9 protein-coding genes and 1 pseudogene are annotated in these 17,850 nt (G+C 73.6%); 5 read left to right on the top strand and 5 right to left on the bottom strand.

The window, feature by feature from the left end; translation table 11 throughout:
• Nucleotides 1-46: 46 nt before the first annotated feature.
• Nucleotides 47-1,363, bottom strand: coding sequence for a DUF2254 domain-containing protein (locus ACFVYS_RS19750; protein ID WP_389503620.1), 1,317 nt, complete (start codon nucleotides 1,361-1,363; stop codon nucleotides 47-49).
• Complete coding sequence (locus ACFVYS_RS19755; RefSeq protein WP_389503622.1) at nucleotides 1,360-3,117, bottom strand: cation:proton antiporter; 1,758 nt, start codon at nucleotides 3,115-3,117, stop codon at nucleotides 1,360-1,362. Before ACFVYS_RS19755 ends, ACFVYS_RS19750 begins: the two co-directional genes overlap by 4 nt.
• Before the next feature lie 369 nt (nucleotides 3,118-3,486).
• Between ACFVYS_RS19755 and ACFVYS_RS19760 the strand changes: the two genes are divergently transcribed.
• On the top strand, nucleotides 3,487-4,668 hold the full coding sequence (locus tag ACFVYS_RS19760) for a S1 family peptidase (RefSeq protein WP_389503624.1): 1,182 nt from the start codon (nucleotides 3,487-3,489) through the stop codon (nucleotides 4,666-4,668).
• A 223-nt stretch (nucleotides 4,669-4,891) separates the two neighbouring features.
• Nucleotides 4,892-10,066: a hypothetical protein gene (locus tag ACFVYS_RS19765; RefSeq protein ID WP_389503626.1), complete on the top strand. Its 5,175-nt coding sequence runs from the start codon at nucleotides 4,892-4,894 to the stop codon at nucleotides 10,064-10,066.
• Nucleotides 10,067-10,246: 180 nt separating this feature from the next.
• On the opposite strand, the gene ACFVYS_RS19770 is transcribed toward ACFVYS_RS19765, so the two are convergent.
• The gene (locus ACFVYS_RS19770) at nucleotides 10,247-11,893 is read right to left on the bottom strand and encodes a sigma-70 family RNA polymerase sigma factor (RefSeq protein ID WP_389503628.1); all 1,647 of its coding nucleotides are present in this window, start codon (nucleotides 11,891-11,893) and stop codon (nucleotides 10,247-10,249) included.
• A gap of 316 nt (nucleotides 11,894-12,209) precedes the next feature.
• Between ACFVYS_RS19770 and ACFVYS_RS19775 the strand changes: the two genes are divergently transcribed.
• On the top strand, nucleotides 12,210-12,614 hold the full coding sequence (locus ACFVYS_RS19775; protein ID WP_389503860.1) for a hypothetical protein: 405 nt from the start codon (nucleotides 12,210-12,212) through the stop codon (nucleotides 12,612-12,614).
• 117 nt (nucleotides 12,615-12,731) lie between these two features.
• Here the strand turns inward: ACFVYS_RS19775 and ACFVYS_RS19780 are convergent.
• Nucleotides 12,732-13,094, bottom strand: a pseudogene (locus ACFVYS_RS19780) (sugar isomerase); the annotation flags it as partial.
• A 183-nt stretch (nucleotides 13,095-13,277) separates the two neighbouring features.
• Here ACFVYS_RS19780 and ACFVYS_RS19785 point away from each other — a divergent pair.
• Complete coding sequence (locus ACFVYS_RS19785; RefSeq protein ID WP_389503630.1) at nucleotides 13,278-14,477, top strand: MFS transporter; 1,200 nt, start codon at nucleotides 13,278-13,280, stop codon at nucleotides 14,475-14,477.
• Nucleotides 14,478-14,874: 397 nt separating this feature from the next.
• Here the strand turns inward: ACFVYS_RS19785 and ACFVYS_RS19790 are convergent, their stop codons facing one another.
• Nucleotides 14,875-16,500, bottom strand: coding sequence for an MFS transporter (locus tag ACFVYS_RS19790; protein ID WP_389503845.1), 1,626 nt, complete (start codon nucleotides 16,498-16,500; stop codon nucleotides 14,875-14,877).
• A gap of 281 nt (nucleotides 16,501-16,781) precedes the next feature.
• Between ACFVYS_RS19790 and ACFVYS_RS19795 the strand changes: the two genes are divergently transcribed.
• Complete coding sequence (locus ACFVYS_RS19795) at nucleotides 16,782-17,720, top strand: hypothetical protein (protein ID WP_389503632.1); 939 nt, start codon at nucleotides 16,782-16,784, stop codon at nucleotides 17,718-17,720.
• The last annotated feature ends 130 nt before the right edge of the window (nucleotides 17,721-17,850 follow it).

Consider the following 17,850-nt stretch of genomic DNA (forward strand, 5'->3'; position numbering starts at 1 on the left):
TCCGCCCGCCCGCCGGGTGGGGACGGCGGCCGGCCCGGGAGAGGTTCTAGGGGCCGGGCTCGTCGGGCGGTGAGGCACCGCGGGCGGCGTCCCGGGTGCGCCGTCCCCCGATGCCTTGGGAGTCGGCCGTCCGCGCCTCGGCGCGGCGGAGATCGTCTCCGAACTCCCTTTCGACAGCGTCGTCGAGGAGGCGGAGTTCGACGTGCAGCGCGGGCCCGCACTCGTCCGGCAGGCTCGCGAGAAGACCTTCGAGCAGGGCCCGGAGCCGTCGGCAGACCTGGACGGAGGTCGCGCCGTAGTCGCGGACCTCGGTGATCGCGAGCTCCAGGTAGTCCTCCCAGGGCCGGCCGGACAGCACGAGGCGCAGCCGGCCACGGTCGTCGGCGAGCTCGTAGTGGCCGCGGGGTCCGGCGCGGCCGACGGTGTGCAGGAACGCCTCGATGTGGTTCAGCACCTGAACGGCGGTGGTCGGGTCGTTGACGGCGGGCGAGAGGGCGCGGATGGCGATGTCGACCAGAATGCGCAGGGCGAAGGCCGGGTCCTGCTCGATCGTCCGCTCCGCCCCGAGGGCGAGAAGGTCCGTCACCCGTTGCGGGTCGGGCGGGGACGCGGCGCCATGGACCTCGACGACGGTGCCGCCGGGCGGCACGAAGTCGCCGACGGAGGCGGCCAGCACGAACACGCAGTCGTGCCGGGCCGCGAGCGAGACCATGCCGGGTGCGTTCAACGCCTGGACGACACCGCCGCGTTCCGACCGGATGCGGGTCACCGAGCCGGTCGTCGGCGGCGCCTTGTCGGGCGCGGCAGTGCTCCGCAGGTGTGCCGCCACGTGCTGGATGACCTGTTCGCCCGAGCGTCCCACGATGTCCGCGATCGCCACCGGCCGCAGGTTGTGGGTGAAGCGGTTGAGGTAGATCAGCAGGAGCAGGAGGCTTGCGGAGACGGCGATACCGGCCATGGACACACCGAGGTTGGGCACGGAGTCCGTCTCGATGCTCCGCAGCAGCGTGTACGCGAACGCGAAAGTGCCGGTGAACGTGCCCAGCACCGCCTTCTGCAACCGGTCGCGATACCAGAGCCGCATGTACCGCGGTGAGAGGGTGCCGGTGGCCTGCTGGATGACGAGGACGCCGATGGTGACGACGAACCCGAGCAGCGCGATCATCGATCCGACCACGGAGCTGAGGACACTGGTCGCGGTCGACGCGGAGTAGTCCCACGTCGTCGGCAGCCAGGACACCCCGTCCACGGAGGCGGCCGCCTCGGCGAGGGCGACGCCGAGCACGAGCCCGAACAACGGGACGATCCAGAGACTGGCCTTGACGTACTGCCGCAGTCGGAAGCGGGCGGCCCAGGAGGTCATACGGAACCCATCAGAACGGCGGTGTCGCCCGGCAGCGGTGTGACGGTCTGGGTCCCGGTGACCGGGGCCAGCCGGCCGTCGGCGCGGACGACGAACAGGATGTCGTGGTCCGGGGGGACCGGCGTGGATCCGGGGTGCACGTGGAAGCGGGCGCCCCGCTCGTAGCGGGACGCGAGGCGCTGCCGGACGAGTGCGCGACCGAAGAGGATGTCGCCGCCGGTGTAGGGGGCGACCACCCCGTGGCTGTCCCGCGGCGGCCCCACCCGGTAGACGGGCCCCTGCACGTTGTCCTTGATGACGACCGAGGCGAGGGCGTTGAAATCGTCGTCGTCGGTGAGCAGGAACACCGCCGTCACGCCCTCCAGGCGGGCCCGGGGGTTGGTCGCGGTCGCCAGCATCTCGCCTTGGGCGAGGTCGATCCCGGCCGAGGTGATCCGCTCGCGTTCCTCGTCGAGTCCGGCCCACATCAGCACGTCGAGTCCCGCGGTCTTCAGGGCCTGTCCCAGGCCGATCACCCACGGGGCCCCGCCGACCAGAAGAGGGCGCGTCCGCGCCGACCGGACGACCTCCAGCTTCCGGGCCACCGGCGCGGCGGTCAGCGCGTAGAGCAGGACCGTCCCCACGATCACGAGGAAGGTGATCGGAAGGATCTTGGCCGCGCCGGGCAGCCCCTTCTCCACCAGGGTGGCGGAGAAGGCGGACGCGGTCGAGGCGGCGACGATGCCGCGCGGCGCCATCCACCCGATGAAGCCCCATTCGCCCACGGTGAGATCGGATCCCCGGGCCGCCGCGTACGCGACGAGGGGCCGGATCAGGAGGACGAGCACGGCGATCAGGATCAGCGAGGGGACGAGCACGGGCACCACGGACGCGGGAGTGACGGCGGAGGAGATGGAGATGAACAGCAGACCGATGATCATCTGGACGAGCGTCTCGAGGAACGGTCTGCGGGCCGGCATGTCCATCCCCGGCAGGTTGGTGATGGCGAGTCCGGTGACGATGGCGGCGATGAGGCCGGTGTCGTCGCGGACGATGTCGCAGAGCGCGGAGACGAGGATGACCGTCGCCAGCTGGGCGAGGGTGCCGAGCGTCTCGCCGAGCCTCAGCTTGTGCAGGGCCAGCCACAGGACGACGGTGGCCACCGCGCCGCCCGCGAGGCCCACGCCCATGCTGAGGAGGAACTGCCCGATCTGGTAGCCCCGGCCGATGTCGATCTGATGGCTGGTCGCGACCGCGTGGAACACGATGGCGCCGAGAATGCCGCCGATCGGGTCGGTCAGCGTTCCTTCCCAGATCAGGATGCGCCGCAGCTTGTCCGTCGGTCTGACGTATTCGAGCAGGGGGCCGACGACGGTGGGGCCGGACACCACGAGGATCACGCCGATCATCGCCGCCACCCGCAGCGGGATGCCGAACAGGGCCGGTCCGATGCCCGCGACGGCGAAGAAGGTGACCAGGATGCCGATGATCAGCAGCCGCACGACGGTGCCGCGGGTGCGGCCGGTGAGGTTGCGCAGGTTCAGTCCGAGGCCGGCGTCGTAGAGGATCACGGCGACGGACAGCGAGACCAGCGCGGGGAAGTCCGGGCCCACCAGCTGCCCGGGGTGAATGACGTCGGTCAGGGCACCCGCCGCGAAGCCGACCGGCAACAGGACGATCAGCGCGGGGACTCGCAGCTTGTTCGCCAGGATCTGCGAGCCGGTGGCGAGGGCGACGGTCAGGGCGATACCCAGGAGGATGTCCTCGCCGGTCATAGCGGTTGTCCTCCTCATTGACTCTCGGGGCCCTTGACTCTCGGGGCCTGGACCCTCGGGCCCTTGACTCTCAGGCCGGTGGGATTCAATCGCGTCCGCACGTCCCGCACCCGCCTGGCCCAGCCGGACACGGCTCCCACCACTCCATCGGCCCCACGGAGACCCCACCGAGACCCCGCCGAGGCGCCACCGAGGCCCCGTGCAGGCTCCGGGCGGCCTGCTCGTCGGCCGAAGGCGGGCGGAAACAGGGCTCGCATTGGCCTAGACCTGACAACCTGACCCGGCTAGGCTCTGCCGCGCCACATCTGAGAGCGCTCTCACCCAACCGCTGTTCCACCCCACTTCCTGGAACGACGAAGGGCAACTCCCATGAGACGCACAAGGTTCAAGCACGTCTGCCTGGCCGCGCTCCTCACGCTGGCCGGGCTCGGTGGCGCGGGCACGCTGCCCGCGGCGGCGAGCGGGGGCGGTGCCACGGCCTCCTCCTCCCCGTCGGCCACCGACGCCGCCCCCGCCTCCGCCGCACTGCTCGCCGGCATGCGCCAGGAGTTCGGGCTCACGCAGGAGCAGGCGGTGGCCCGGCTCGAGGCCGAGCGCGACGCCACCGCGCTCGAGCCGAGGGCGCGCCGCACGGCGGGGGCGGCGTACGCCGGGTCCTGGTTCGACGCCGCCGACGGCCGCCTCACGGTGGCCGTCACCTCGCAGAGTTCGCAGGCCACGCGCGCGGCGATCCGCGCCCAGGGAGCCGGCGTCCGGGTCGTCGAGCACAGCGCACGGACGCTGGACGCGGCGAAGTCACGCGTCGACCGGCTCTCCGCCCCTCCGGCGGTGGGTGGTTGGCACGTCGACCCGGCGGCGAACACCGTGGTGGTCACGGTGGTCCGCGGCAAGATCTCCGACAACGATGTCCAGCGTTTCCTGGCGCAGGCCCGTGACGCCGGTCCCGTGACCGTCGAGACGGTCGCCTCGGCCCCGCGCACCTTCGCGGCGGGCACCGTCGGCGGCGACCCCTACTACACGGGCAACGTCCGCTGCTCGATCGGCTTCTCGGTCCACGGCGGGTTCGTCACCGCCGGTCACTGCGGCCAGGCCGGTGCGGGTGTCCGGGGTTGGGACGGCTCGTACATCGGCAACTTCCAGGGCTCCTCGTTCCCCGACAACGACTACGCCTGGGTCAACGTGGGCAGCGGCTGGTGGACGGTGCCGGTCGTGCTCGGCTGGGGCACGGTCTCCGACCAGTTGGTGCGCGGCTCGGCCGTGGCGCCGGTGGGCGCCTCCGTCTGCCGGTCCGGATCGACCACGCACTGGCACTGCGGCACGGTGCTGGCGAAGAACGAGACCGTCAACTACAGCCAGGGCGCGGTGCACCAGATGACGAAGACGAGCGTCTGCGCCGAAGGCGGCGACTCCGGAGGCTCGTTCATCAGCGGCGACCAGGCACAGGGCGTCACCTCCGGCGGCTGGGGCAACTGCTCGGGTGGCGGCGAGACGTGGTTCCAGCCGGTGAACGAGATCCTGAGCCGCTACGGGCTCACCCTCCACACCTACTGACCGCGAAGGAAGGCCCGGGGGCTCCGTACTGCCGCGTACGCCCGGTGTGCGTCCGGCGTGCGGAGCCCCTCCCGGGTCGCCCGGACCTCGCGGGGACGCTCTGCCACGGGGGCGGTCGTCCCCGTCCTGTGCGGGGGGGGGTCCGACGACCTTCTGGCGTACGGCAGTTGAACACTTGACGTGTTGCCTGACCAGCCGTCGGAGCGTCCTTACGCTGACGCGCGTGCGACAACAGCGACAGGCGGGCGACGACCGTCAAGGCAGTGCCCTCGAACGGTCCGCGCGGGCGCCCCGGTCCCCGCGGGCGCCCCACGCGGCCGGTCGGAGCAGCGGCCCGAACCCTCTCCTGGGGCTTCAGCAGACCGCGGGCAACGCGGCGACCGTCGCCGCGATGAACGCGGCCGGCCCCTCCACCGCCCGTCGCAGGCCCCCGCAGGTGCCGCCCGCCATCGAGGAGATCGAGAGCGACGCCCTCGAACTGCCGTCGTATCTGCGGGACATGGAGGCGGCGGGGCTGTCCACGGCGTACGGGCTCAGCGGCCACGAGTTCGTCACCACCACGCTGGCCGACACCGTCGGGCGGCGCGACGGGGTGGTCGCCGAGATCGCCGCGGAGCTCGCCGGGCGACCCGAGTCCTTCTTCGGGCGCGGCCGGGCCTTCGCCGTCACCGGGGTGCGGGGTACGGACCGTTACGACGTCACGGTGCGCGTCTCGCCCGCCGACGACGACCGCCCCGGCGTCTTCTCCGCCGCGGGTCCGGACAGCGAGGGCGCGGCCACCAAGGTCGACGTGCAGCACAACACGGCCGCCACGGTGGCCCAGAGTACGAGCGGGTCCGCGTCGAAGGGCGTGGCGTTCACCGGGTTCGGACTGGCCCCGGTCGCTCCCGGCGTCTGGGCCGGCGGGGCGGCCACCGTCAACGCCCAGCCCTTCCAGTCGTCCCGGGACTCCCGCACCCAGCGGAACATGGCGGAGCCTCGGGTGCTGCGCAGCGACAAGGGGTCGGTCGAGGTGCCGCGCCGGGTCCGCTACCACGTGCGGATCATGAAGGACGGCGAACGCTCGGCCCGCAACGCCGCCGGGTCCGGCGCCCTGACCATGCGGGTGCCGGTGGAGCATCTGGTCCCGACCACCGCCGGGCCGGTGCCCCGGCCGCGTCCGGTGGCGCCCGAGACCGCCCGGGCCGTGTCGCTGGCCGATTCCATGGCCCCGGTCGCCGTCTCGGACCGGGCCGGGCCGCACCAGGGCGGCGGGGGACTCTTCGACGCCGTCGCCTCCGCGCTGCATCCGTCCCTGACCTGGCCCGGTGCTCCCGGCCGGGCTCGGCTGTACGAGGCCACCGCCACCGCGACCGTGCTGGAGGACCTGCCCCGGCTGCTGCGGGACGGGGTCGTCGGCGAGGATCTGACCAGCAGGGACGGCAGCACCACGGGCACGTACCGGATGCGGGCCGCGTTCACCGAGCTGGCCCCCGGGTGGAGCACCGGAAAGACGCAGTTGCGCACCCATCAGCAGGCGCAGCACGTGGTGACGGACACCGCGGGCAAGGGCCGGGGCGGCGCGTTCGGCGCCGGTCCGGCGGCGGGGTTCGGTGTCCTCGGCAACGCGGCCGCCGTCCGCGGCACCGTCATGCCCGTCGCCGGGGCGCGCAAGGCGCGGTTCAGCGTGGCCGAGCAGACCGTGTCCAGCCGGCAGGGCGCGGAGGTCCGCGGCGAGAAGGTGCTCTATCTGGGCACCGTGCTGTTCACCGTCGAGGGCACCGGTCCGACCTCGCCCCTGACCAGGGCGCGGGGCGGCGGCCGTACCGCGCACCACACGATGCGGGTGTGGGTCTCGCTGCGGGCCGACGAGGCCCAGGAGCTTGGGCTGCCGCTGCCCGAGGGGGTGACGGCGGGCGAGTTCGTCAAGCGTCCGGAACGTGCCGGGACGGACGTCAAGGGCAAGGGCAAGGCGAAGGCCACCGCGACCGACCAGGACCTGGCGGAAGGCGACGAGCGGGCGGCCGAGGACGGGGCCGCCGAGCACGACACACGGCACCTGCCGTTCGGCGCGATGGGCTCCAGCGTGGCGATCAGCCGGCTGGACACCGCGCCGATGATGCGGGCCGTGACGCGGCTGTTCGCCACCGACGCGCGGCTCGCCGGGTATCTGCCCGCCTTCGGCGAGGAGGAGCAGCCGCGTGATCTCAGCCCTGAGGAGGCCGAGGTCCAGCGGCGCAACTACCGCGAGCTGGTGACCGTGCTGTCGGAGACCAACCTGCGGGTCAACAAGGACCAGTTGCTGTCCACGGGCGTCCGGGTGCGGCTGCGGCGCAAGTCCCGCTTCCAGGCGCACGACGTGCAGCTGAAGGTCACCGGTTCGCTGCGGGAGACCGGTCACCTCGGCGAGACCAAGGACTGGCTCGTCCGCAGCCACGCGGGCGTGACGAGCAACCTCCAGAGCGGGCGGGCGAGTTCGCGCACGGTCGGCGGGATGGCGCTCGGCCAGTTCCGGCTGATCCCCGGCGCCCTGACCCTGTCGGCGCGTGCCGAGAAGGGCCGTACGACGACCCGGCGCGGCCTGGCCGGACCGACCCTGCGCACCGACGTCCTCACCAACGGTTCCGAGGACGCGAGCGTGTTCGGCGGGGCGTTGAGCCTGAACGTCGACGTCACCATGACGTCCCGGCAGCGCAAGGCGGCCCGTGCGCTCACCCCCGGCGCGCCGGGCCGGGACGCGCCGGCCGCCGAGCGGGTCGGGACGCTGCCCCTCGACGCGCAGGACGTGCGGCTGCTCACCCCGACCGCGTTCACCCTGGACGGCGATGCCAAGCGGCACTTGGACGAGTCGACCGCCGCCCGCCGGGCGGGCCATCGTGATACGCGGACGGAGTTCGCGGCGGCGGGCATCGGTGACCTGGCCGGTCTGGCCTCGCGCCAGCTGGGCGGCAGGCGGGGCGTGCGGGACTGGACGCTGGTGGAGACCGTGGGCGACGGGCAGCCGGTGCGGGACCTGGCCTTCGAGCTGCTGGCGCGGGCCGCCGCCCGCAACAAGGAGGCACGGGAGGACCGGGCGCTGGAGACGGAGGGGCTCGCGCCGCGGCTCGCGATCGAGGACCGGTTCAGCCCGCAGGCGGTGACGGCGGCGCTGCGGCAGGCCGTCTCGGCGGGCTGGGTGGTGCAGAACCTGCGGCACGCGCGGCGCCTGGCCGGGCTGAACGGCGCGGTCGGCACCCGGTTCGCGCTGACCGGTGGGCGGGTCGTCCACCAGGGCACGGGGGCGGGCACCGAGACCTTCGTCCTGGGCGGGCATCAGGTCACCGGACAGGAGGGCACGAGTCACCACGTCTCGGTGCAGGGCGGCCTGACGGGCGCGGAGAACGGCGCCGAGTGGCGACTCGCCGAGGGCGTGGCGGCCGGCCGGACCCTGGGCAGCGGCGACACGACGGCGTCCACGCTGGTCGGCACCGTCGAACGCAACGCGCACACCTCCCGCAAGAGCCCGCTCTATCTCGTGCAGTGCGATCTGGTGGTGCGTATGGTCGCCGAGGTCGCGGTGACGGGCGGCGGCCCGTATGTGGCGCGCGGTGGCCGTACGGTGCCGGGGGCGGTATCGGTGTGGCTGACCGAACGTCAGCTGCGGGCGGCGGGGCTGAAGGTACCGGGCGAACAGGGGCGTGAGGACGCGGCCTCAGGTTCGGGCACGACGTCGGCCGGGACGTCCGGCCGGTCCGGGACGACGGGGGAATCGGGCCGGTCCGCGCGGCCCGCCGGGACGGTACGGACCGGCCAGGAGGCGGAGACCTCGGAGGCGACGACGTCGGCCCCCGGCGGTGCACCGAAGAGCGCGCCCCTGGTTCCCCCGGCCCCGGTTCCCGCCCTGGCCGAGTCGCTGCCGCTCGGCTTCGGCATGATCGAGGACCTGCCCGACTTCGTGCCGCTGCTGGAGGGGACCCGGGGCCGCCTCGGCGCCTCCCTCGCGGACGAACTCCTGCCGCGTACCCGTCTGACGGACCGCAACGACAATGTGCAGCGGCTGCTGCGGGTGCTCGACCGGGACGGCTCGGCGGGCCTGTTGTCGAGCGCGATGGACGGCGGGGTGGGCGTCGAGCTGCTCGACGGGCGCAAACGGCCCTACCAGGCGCTGTTCCGTATCCGCAGGACCGGGCGCGGCAGTTATGTGGAGACCGCGTCCGACGGCCGGGACATGGAGTACATCACCTCCGCCGCCGCTCAGCGGGCCGGTGCGCACGACGAGAGCGACAGCCGGGGCGTCGAGGCGGTCCTGGCCGGTTCGGGGAAGCCCGACGGGGGCGCGGGCCAGTTGAAGAGCGTCGGCGCCGCCGCGGGACTCGGTGTCGGCACCAGCGACTCGCGCCGCTCCGTGGGTGTCGGGCGTGCCCAGCTGGGCGTGAAGACCGTCGCCGAGGCGGCGTCCGCTCCGTCGGCCCGGATGAACGTGCCGATCGAGGCGACTCTGGAGGTGTTCTCCGGCAACCGCCGGGTGGCCCTCGCGCCGTTGAAGAACCTGAGCCTGACCCACCGGGTACTGGCCGCGGATCTGCGGGCGCTGTCGCAACTGGCCCCGGTGCCGCCCCAGCAGGTCGGTGTGCACGCGGTGGACGCCGAGGACGCGGGTGCCGACCGGCTCGGCCCCTGGCGTGACTCGGGGGTACGGCTGCCGATGGAGGCGCAGGTCAACGGGTTCCGGGGAACGCCCAGGGTGCAGCAGGCGGTCGACGACGCGGTCCGGCGGGCGGGGGGCGGCGCGCGGTTCCGCACCGGCGGCGAGGCGGCCTCTCACCTGCTGCGCGAGGCCGTCTCCACGGAGTGGCTGATCGCGGCGCTGCCGCTGCTGACCGCAGCGGGCGTCGACCTTCCGCCGGTACACGCGACCGGCGCGTCGGGCCAGGACCTGCGCGCCTCGCTGCACGCCCGGCTGCGCGGCGGCCGGGTGCTGGGCGTGGGCGACAAGATGACGTTCGAGACGGTCGCGCAGAGCGGTCTGGACGCGCCGCGTCCGGCGGGTACGGACGGCCAGCAGGCAAACGAGCACGGCCGGTCGGCGCGCGGCCTGCTGGGCGCGGGGGTGCTGAACGCGGACGAGTTCCGGCTGAACCAGCTCCTCGGCACCGTGGACGGCTCCGGCAGTGGCACCGCGACCGCCGCCAACGCCGCCGGGTCGATACCGCTGCACAAGCCCAAGGCCGAGTCGGTGCTGGTGCAGTTCACGCTGGACGTGCGGGCGGTGGCGGAGGTGAGCGACCGGGTGCGTTCGGGTCGCCGTGGGACGGCCGTACAGGAGGTCACGCTGCCGGAACCGCTGGTCATCCGGATGCCCGCGCCCGCGGTGCGGCGGATGCTGGCCGACGCGGCGAACGCCGGGCGTCTGCGGGATCCGGGGGGCCACCTGGCCTGACGCCTCGGCCGCGGCGGTGCCGTCCTGCCGGGCCGGGGTGTCGCCGCCGGCGGGGACGACGGGCCTGCCGCCTTCCGCGAGCGCGGCCCGGTGCGTCGGCATCCGCGTCCCGGCGGCGGCCGCTCCCCGCGCGGGCTCCGGCGCCGAGGGCAGCCGGTCCCTCGACGGCCGGTGGTCGGGTCAGAGTTTGGCGCCGAAGTTCTGTGTCCACCACGGGCCGCCGGCGCCGTCGTGGATTCCCACGCCGATGTTCTTGAAGGAGCAGTTCAGGATGTTGGCCCGGTGGCCTTCGCTGTTCATCCAGGACGTCATCACCGACGAGGCCGTCTGCTGGCCCTTGGCTATGTTCTCGCCGTAGGTGGACCAGCGGTACCCTGCGGCCGTGATGCGCTGACCGGGGTCGGCGCCGTCGGGGTTGGTGTGGTCGAAGAAGTCGCGGGCCGCCATGTCGTCGGAGTGGCCCTGGGCGGCGGCACGCAGCAGGCTGTCGTCGGTGAGGGGGCCGCAGCCGGCTGTCGCCCGCTCCTTGTTGACCAGGGTGATCACCTGGGTCGCGAGATCGGACGAACCCGCCTGCGCGGTCGGCTTCTCGGAGGCGATCCGCTTCGGCTCGGGCGACTTCGCCGGGGCCGCCGCGACCACGGTCCTGCTGGGGCGGGGAGACGGCGAGGCGCTCGCACTCGGCGACTTCGACGCGGAGGCCGTCGGGGACGGGGACGGGGACGGCGAGCCGCTGCCGGCGCTGTCCGGCGTGGGGCGGTCCGAGGCGAGTGCGTCGTCAACGGGCTGTACGGCGGTGCTCTCCCCCGTGCCTCCGTCCGGCTGGGTGCCGAAGTAGTAGAGGCCGCCGCCCGCCACGCAGGCGGCCACGACCGCGCCGCCGACCGCCCGTCGGCGGGTACGCCGCCTGCGACGGGCGTCGGTGCGGGAGGTGGTCCGGTCCTTCGTGGCACGGCGGTCCACCGTCGGGAGCGATCTGCCCGGTTCCTCGCCACCGGCGAGCGGGGACGCCGAGCCGACCATGGCAAGGGTGTCGGTGGCGGCGTTCGTCCTCGCCAGCAACGCGGACGACGCCGCGACCAGCGCCAGCCCGGCCAGCAGGCCCTCGGCGGGCATCAGCCCGTTCCACAGGCCCGAGCAGTGTGCGCAGCCGCGTGCGTGCCGGGCGGTGCGCTTGCGCCACAACGCCGAGGGCCGGCCGTCCCAGCCCGCGAGCGCGCCGCGCAGTTCGGGGCACTGCGGCCGCGAGTCCAGCGCCCGCACGACGACCCGGGCCGCCTCCAGCTGCGCCTTCATCCGCTGTACGCGGACCGCTGTGTGCTCCGGCGTCAGGTCCAGGGCCGCGGCGATCTCGGCCCGGGTCAGTTCACCGGCGCACTCCAGCCACCACAGGGACAGCAGTCCCCGGTCGTCGGGCTCCAGCCAGCGCGTCGCCCGCGCGGTCTCCTGCCGCTGGCCGGACATCTGGAGTTGCATGATGGTCAGGTCGACGAAGTCGGCCCCCGGGTCGGCGACGTCGTCGGCCTCCTCCATGGCGCCCTGGACGGGCTGCTGCCGGTTCCAGTGCGCACGGACCTGGTTCATCGCGATGGCCACCAGCCAGGAGCGGAAGCTCGCGGGATCCCGCAGCGAGTCCAGCGAGTCGAGGGCGCGCAACATGGTGTCCTGCACGACGTCGTCGACGTCCACCGAACCGTTCAACGCGCGGCCCACGATGTTGTAGACGAGCGGCAGGTACGCGCCGACGAGCGCGTCCTGGGCCGCCTGATCGCCCGCTCGGGCGGCGGTGACCAGTCCCACCGCCTCCACCGTGTGCCGTGTACTCATTGCGACTTCCCTGTCCTCGACGCCGAACGATGCTGTCCGTCGTATGGGGGATCTCTGCGGAAGCGACGGATAACAGTTCCTCGGAAATTCGTGCCAGGAGAGGTTCACCGGTTGGGGGCCATGAGTGCAAGGAGATCCGTCACACCGGGCGCGGGGCGCCGGCCGCGGTGGCGCCTTCTCGGGGGTGCCCGAAGGCTCGTCGACGCCCTCGTCACAGGGGTGTCGGCCTGGTGGCCGCGCCGACTACGGTGGCCCGGCCGGCCCGCCGTGTCCCACGCCCCCGGCGACCGAAATCCGCCCGGCACAAGGAACCCCTATGACTCGAATGCCTGTTACGGCCAGATATGCCCGCACGCTGCTCGTCGTACTGGGCCTGTCGGGCATCGCCGGCTCGGTACGGCTGGCCGCGGCTGCGGCCGTCTTCGAGTCCGGCGCGCTGGGCGGACTGGTCGTCGGGATGCTGCTGCTCGCGGCGGCGGGGTGCGCGGCGCTCGCCGTGGCGTCGCTGGTCATCTCGGCGAGGTTCGCCGACGGTGGTGGCGCGGTGCGCGGGGGCGCGGTCGCCGTCGGCTGGCTGATCGCCCTGGGCAGTCTGGCCGCCGCCCTGACGCAGCACGTCGCCTGGAGCGCCGGCGCCGGCGCGGGTGCGCTGCTGGTGGCGCTCTCCAGCGGTACGGCGACCAGGGAGTGGTTCGGCCGGGCGCGGCTCCCGAACGCCTGACGCGGCATCACATCCGTTTCCCTCACGCCCGCCCCCGGCCCGTCGGTCTCCCCTGGCCGGCCGCACCAACCGAGGCGTAGGCGCACGCCCGACCCGACCCGTGCCGCTCCGGCACCAACTGGCGGTGGGCCGGATCCGTCCGGCGTACTGCCGCTCCGGCTCCAGGTTGCCCTCGAAGCCGCCGGGCACATCGGCGGAGACGTAGACCGGGGGGCGGTCGCCGGAGGCGAGGAGCTGGGCGGCGGCCTCGGCGTCCGTCATCTGCACCAACAGGGCGCCGGTGAGCGTGGACAAGGCGCAGACCGCGCCGCCGCCGGGCAGCGGGAGAAGGGCGTCGCCGGGCGGGGCCGCGTTGTCGAGGGCGAGGTCGGCGAGCTTCCTGCCGCTGGGGTGGACGGCCGGCACGGCCGCGGTGTGGGCGAGGGAGGTGATGGCGAGGAGCCGGTGCCCACGCTCCTTGGCGTGCAAGGCCATCTCATATAGCGGTGGACTGACGATTCGTTCCGCCGTCGGCGGCCCCCGTCGCCGTCGGATCCCGGGCGATCCGGCGCCCCGGGACGGGCTTCGGCAGGGACGCCGGGACGGCGCGGCGACTCGCGGGAGTCGGGCACGTCGGGCACGTCGGGCCTCGGCAGCGCCCCGCACGGGGTTACTGTCGCCGCCATGGACCGTGATCACCGAGGATGGCTCCCCTGTCTGCTCGGCGGAGCCGTCTTCGCCGTGTGCATGGCCGGCACCACGCTGCCGACCCCCCTCTACGGCCTCTACCAGGAGAAGTTCGGCTTCTCCGAGCTGACGGTGACCGTCGTGTACGCGGTGTACGCCTTCGGGGTCATCGGTGTGCTGCTGCTGGCCGGCAACGCCTCGGACACCGTGGGCAGACGCCCGGTGCTGATGGCGGGCCTGGGCTGCGCGGCGGCGAGCGCCGTCTGTTTCCTGGCCGCCACCGGCCTGGGCTGGCTGTACGCGGGACGGCTGCTGTCGGGGCTGTCCGCCGGGCTGTTCACCGGGGCCGCCACGGCGTATGTGATGGACCTGGCACCGCCCGGCGGCGCCTCCCGGGCCACGTTCGTCGCGACGGCCGCCAACATGGGCGGGCTGGGCTGCGGGCCGCTGCTCGCCGGAGTGCTCGCGCAGTACGCCGACTGGCCGCTGTACCTGCCGTTCGCCGTGCATCTCGCCCTGGTGGCCTGTTCGGTCGGCGTCGTGGCGTGGCTCCCGGAGACCGTGCGGCACCGCAGGGCGCTGAGCACCGTACGGCCGCAGCGGCCGGGCCTGCCCCCCGAGGTGCGGGCGGTGTTCGGGCCGGCGGCGATCGCCTCGTTCGTGGGGTTCGCGCTGTTCGGCGTGTTCACCTCGGTCAGTCCGGCGTTCCTCGCCGACTCCCTCGACGTGCGCAACCACGCCGTGAGCGGTCTCATCGTCGCGCTGGCCTTCTTCGCCTCGACCGCCGGGCAGCTGGTCGTCGGCCGGGTCGGGGTCGGGCGGTCACTGCCGCTGGGCTGCGCCGCGCTGCTGGCCGGGCTGGCGCTGCTCGCGGGCGCGTTGCGCTGGGAGGTGCTGGCGCTGGTGGTGCTGAGCGCGATCGTCGGCGGGGTCGGGCAGGGGCTGGCGTTCCGTGGGGCGCTGTCCGCGGTGGCCGGGGCGTCTCCCGAGGACCGGCGCGCGGCGGTGATCTCGACGCTCTTCGTGGTGGCCTACGCGGGCATCTCGGTGCCGGTGATCGGCGTCGGCGTGCTGGTGGGTCCCCTCGGCCTGGAGGGTGCCGGGCTGGTGTTCATCGGGTGCATGGCCGTCCTCGTCTCGACGGCGGGGGCCTATCTGCTCCGGCGGCCGGTACGGGTGGAGGACGTGAAGGCCTGAGTCCCCGGACGCGGCGTATCGCGCACGGGTTACGGCACCGGCGTCGAGGGCCGGGGCGGCACGCATACACGCTTGGCCGCATCCGTACGGGTGGGGTCGGTCCCGGGGCGAAGCGACACGGGGGCGACCGGCGTTGTGCAGAACCCATCCGTCAATCACCGGAAAGGCCCCTCGATGCGACGTACCGCCTTCCTCGCCGTCTGCGCCCTGCTCAGCGCCGCGGCCATGGGATTCTTCACCACCAGCGCGGTTCGCAGCCGCTGAGACCTGAGACCCGGTGGCCGGGGAAGCCGCACGGCTTTCCCGGCTGCCGGCGCGTAGTCGCCCGTCGTCCCGCCCCTGCCACGCCCCTGTCCACGTCGCCCGTCGCCCGTTGTCGGTCGCGCGTCGCCCGTCGTCAGGAAGCCCGGTCACGGGTGTGCGAGTGGTCGTCCGGCGGCACGTCGGCCCGTTCCGTGCCGCTCGTGCCGCCGGGGTGCCGAAGCGCGCACAGGTATCCGACGCCCAGCGCGATCGCCATCCCGTAGAACACCCACTGATTGGCCTCGGCGAAGTCCATCCGGATCTCCGGCATCGACTTCTGTACCGTCCGCGCGACCGCCGAGCCGCCACCGCTGAGCTGTCCGCCGTCGGCGCTGCCGGTGATCGCCTCGGCGACGTTCCTCGCCGCGCTCTCCGCGGTCCCGGACGGCATTCCACCCGACCGGAGCGTGTCGTCGACGTTCTCGGTCATGCGATGGGTCAGCAGGGTGCCGAAGAGTGCCAGGCCGACGCTCGCGGCGTAGTTGCGGATCGTCTGGGTGATGCCGGTGACCTCACCGTAGGAGGCGTCGATCGCCCGGTTCACGGCGTCGGTGGAGGCGGGCGCGAGGATGAAGCCGATACCGGCCCCCGCGAGGGCCGCGTAGGGCCACTGATCGTGCATCGACAGATCGGTCAGCTTCCCCGCCCAGAGCGCGAAGCCCACCGCTCCGACCACACAGCCGATCTTCATGGTCGGCCGCGCGCCGCGCTTGTCCAGGATCCGCCCACCCCACTGCGAGGCGAGCGCGAAGCCCGCGAAGACGTACAGCAGGTACAGGGCCGCCTGGTTGGGCGAGGCGCTCAGGGAGACCTGCGCGTAGACGGAGGCGAAGAAGAACAGCGGCACGAAGGCGAGCATGGAGAAGAACAGCACGAGTCCGTCGACCACGAAGGCGCGGTCCCGGAAGACCGCGAGCTGCACCAACGGGTGGGCCGTACGCAGTTCGTAGCGGCAGAACAGCCACAGCACGGCCAGTCCACCCACGATGCAGACCCAGGTGAGGACGCTGTCCCAGCCCCACGCCGACGCCTGCTGGAAGCCGAGCACGCTCGCGCCCATTCCGACCGCGATCAGCGCGGCGCCCCGCACGTCCAGGGGCTCGTCACGGCGGCGATCGGACACATGCGCGAGCGCGGTCAGGATCAACGCGACGAGGGCCACGGGCACGTTGACCCAGAAGATCGCCCGCCAGGTCCAGTTGGTGAGCCAGCCGCCGAGGAGCGGTCCGATGGCGGTCAGGGCACCGGTGACCCCGAAGAACAGGGCCAGGGCGCGGCCGCGCCGCTCCACCGGGAAGACCGCCACGACCACCGCCAGGGCCGCGGGGAAGAGCAGGGCCGCGCCCAGCCCCTGAGTCGCCCGGAAGACGACGAGCCACGTCAGCGCGAAGTCGCCGCTGGGTACGCAGCCGCACAGGACCGACGAGACCACGAACACCAGGGTGCCCGCCACGACCACGCGCCGGGGGCCGAGCAGGTCCGCCAGACGTCCGCCGAGGGCGAAGAACGCGGCCAACGCCAGCAGATAGGCGTTGACGACCCACTGCATGCCGGAGGCGGACAGGCCGAGTTCCTTGACGATGTCAGGCGTGGCGATCGACACGATGGTCTGGTCGATGAACGTCATCGACACCGCGAACATCATGGCCGCGAGCGCCACCGACTGCGAAGGCCCGCGCGGGCCCTCCTGCGCACTCCCCGCCCGCTGTTTGGTGTACATGCCAGTCACGCCCTCAGTCTGAACCCGCCCAGCTGACGACGCATCCGGTGCGCATCTCCGTCGGGAAGGCGACAGCGCATGGGGCAGGCGCGCCCGCCATCGACACCTGACCGTTCGTACCCGACCGGTCGTGGCAGCCCGACGTCGGGCCACGAGCAGGGCGCCGCGGCTCATGTCCGCTCCCGTGCTCAGGGTCGATCTGGCCGGCCGGAACCCAGCCCTGCCCCGGCTTCCCCGCCGTCGGGATGCGCGGGGGCCCGGTCGGGTAGACGCTGCTGATCATGGCGCGAAAGGGTGTACGACCCGCTCGACCCGCCGCGGGGCAGGACGTGGAGCGGATGCTCGACGAGCTCTACGCCACACCGCCGTCCGACTTCGTCTCCCGACGGGAGCAGCTGGCCGCCGAAGCCAAGCGCGACGGGCGCGGGGACGACGCCCGTCGGATCCATGCCTCCCGGCGCCCCACGCTCGCGGCCTGGGCGGCGAACCTCCTGCTGCGCTCGCAGCCGCGGGAGAGCGAACGGTTCCTGGAGCTGGGGCGGGCGCTGCGCGAGGCGTACCGGTCCCTGGACTCCGACGGGATCAGGGAACTGTCGGAGCAACGCCGGAGCATCGTCTCCGCGCTGTCCCGGCAGGCCGCCGAGCTGGCTCGTGAGGCCGGGCACCAGTTGTCGGCCGCGGCTCGCCAGGACATCGAGTCCACCCTGCGCGCGGTGCTCGCCGACGAGGACGCGGCGCGGCGGTGGGCCACCGGGCGCCTGGAGAGCGCCCTCACCCCGCCGGCCGACTTCCCGTCGCGTGGCGCGGCGGCCGCGAGCCCTTCGCCCAGGCCGGCCCGACCTGCGCCCGCGGCACCGGAGACACGGTCCCGGGCGAAGGACGAACTCGCCGAGCGGCGCCGCCTCCGGCAGGGGCAGCTCGGCCGGGCCCGCCGGTCGGCGGAAGCCGCCGATCGCCGGCTGCGGGCGCTGAGCGCCGGACGGGCCGATGCCGACGCGTCGCTCCAGCAGGCCCGCGACCGGCACGACCGGGCCCGTGAGCACGAGGCCGCGGCGGAGGAGCGGCTGCGTCAGGCGCGCCAGGACCTCCGGCAGGCCGAGCTGGAGCAGAAGGAGGCCGAGGAACGGCTGCGGACCGCCGCTCAGGCGGTGGAACGGGCCGAGCGGGCAGCCCGGGACGCCGCGCAGGAGGTGGCCCGGCTGGCCGAACCGATCACGTAGGCCTCCTGGGGTCCGGGCGCCGGACCGGGCGCGCCGGACTCGGTCCGGTGGTGGGACCGGCGGGTGCCACACCCCTCAGGATCGGCGGCCCGTCACCGCTCTCCTGGCCCGTCACCGCTCTCCGAGGATC

The sequence above is a fragment of the Streptomyces sp. NPDC058295 genome (genome assembly GCF_042880655.1).
GTDB classification, from domain to species: Bacteria; Actinomycetota; Actinomycetes; order Streptomycetales; family Streptomycetaceae; genus Streptomyces; species Streptomyces coriariae.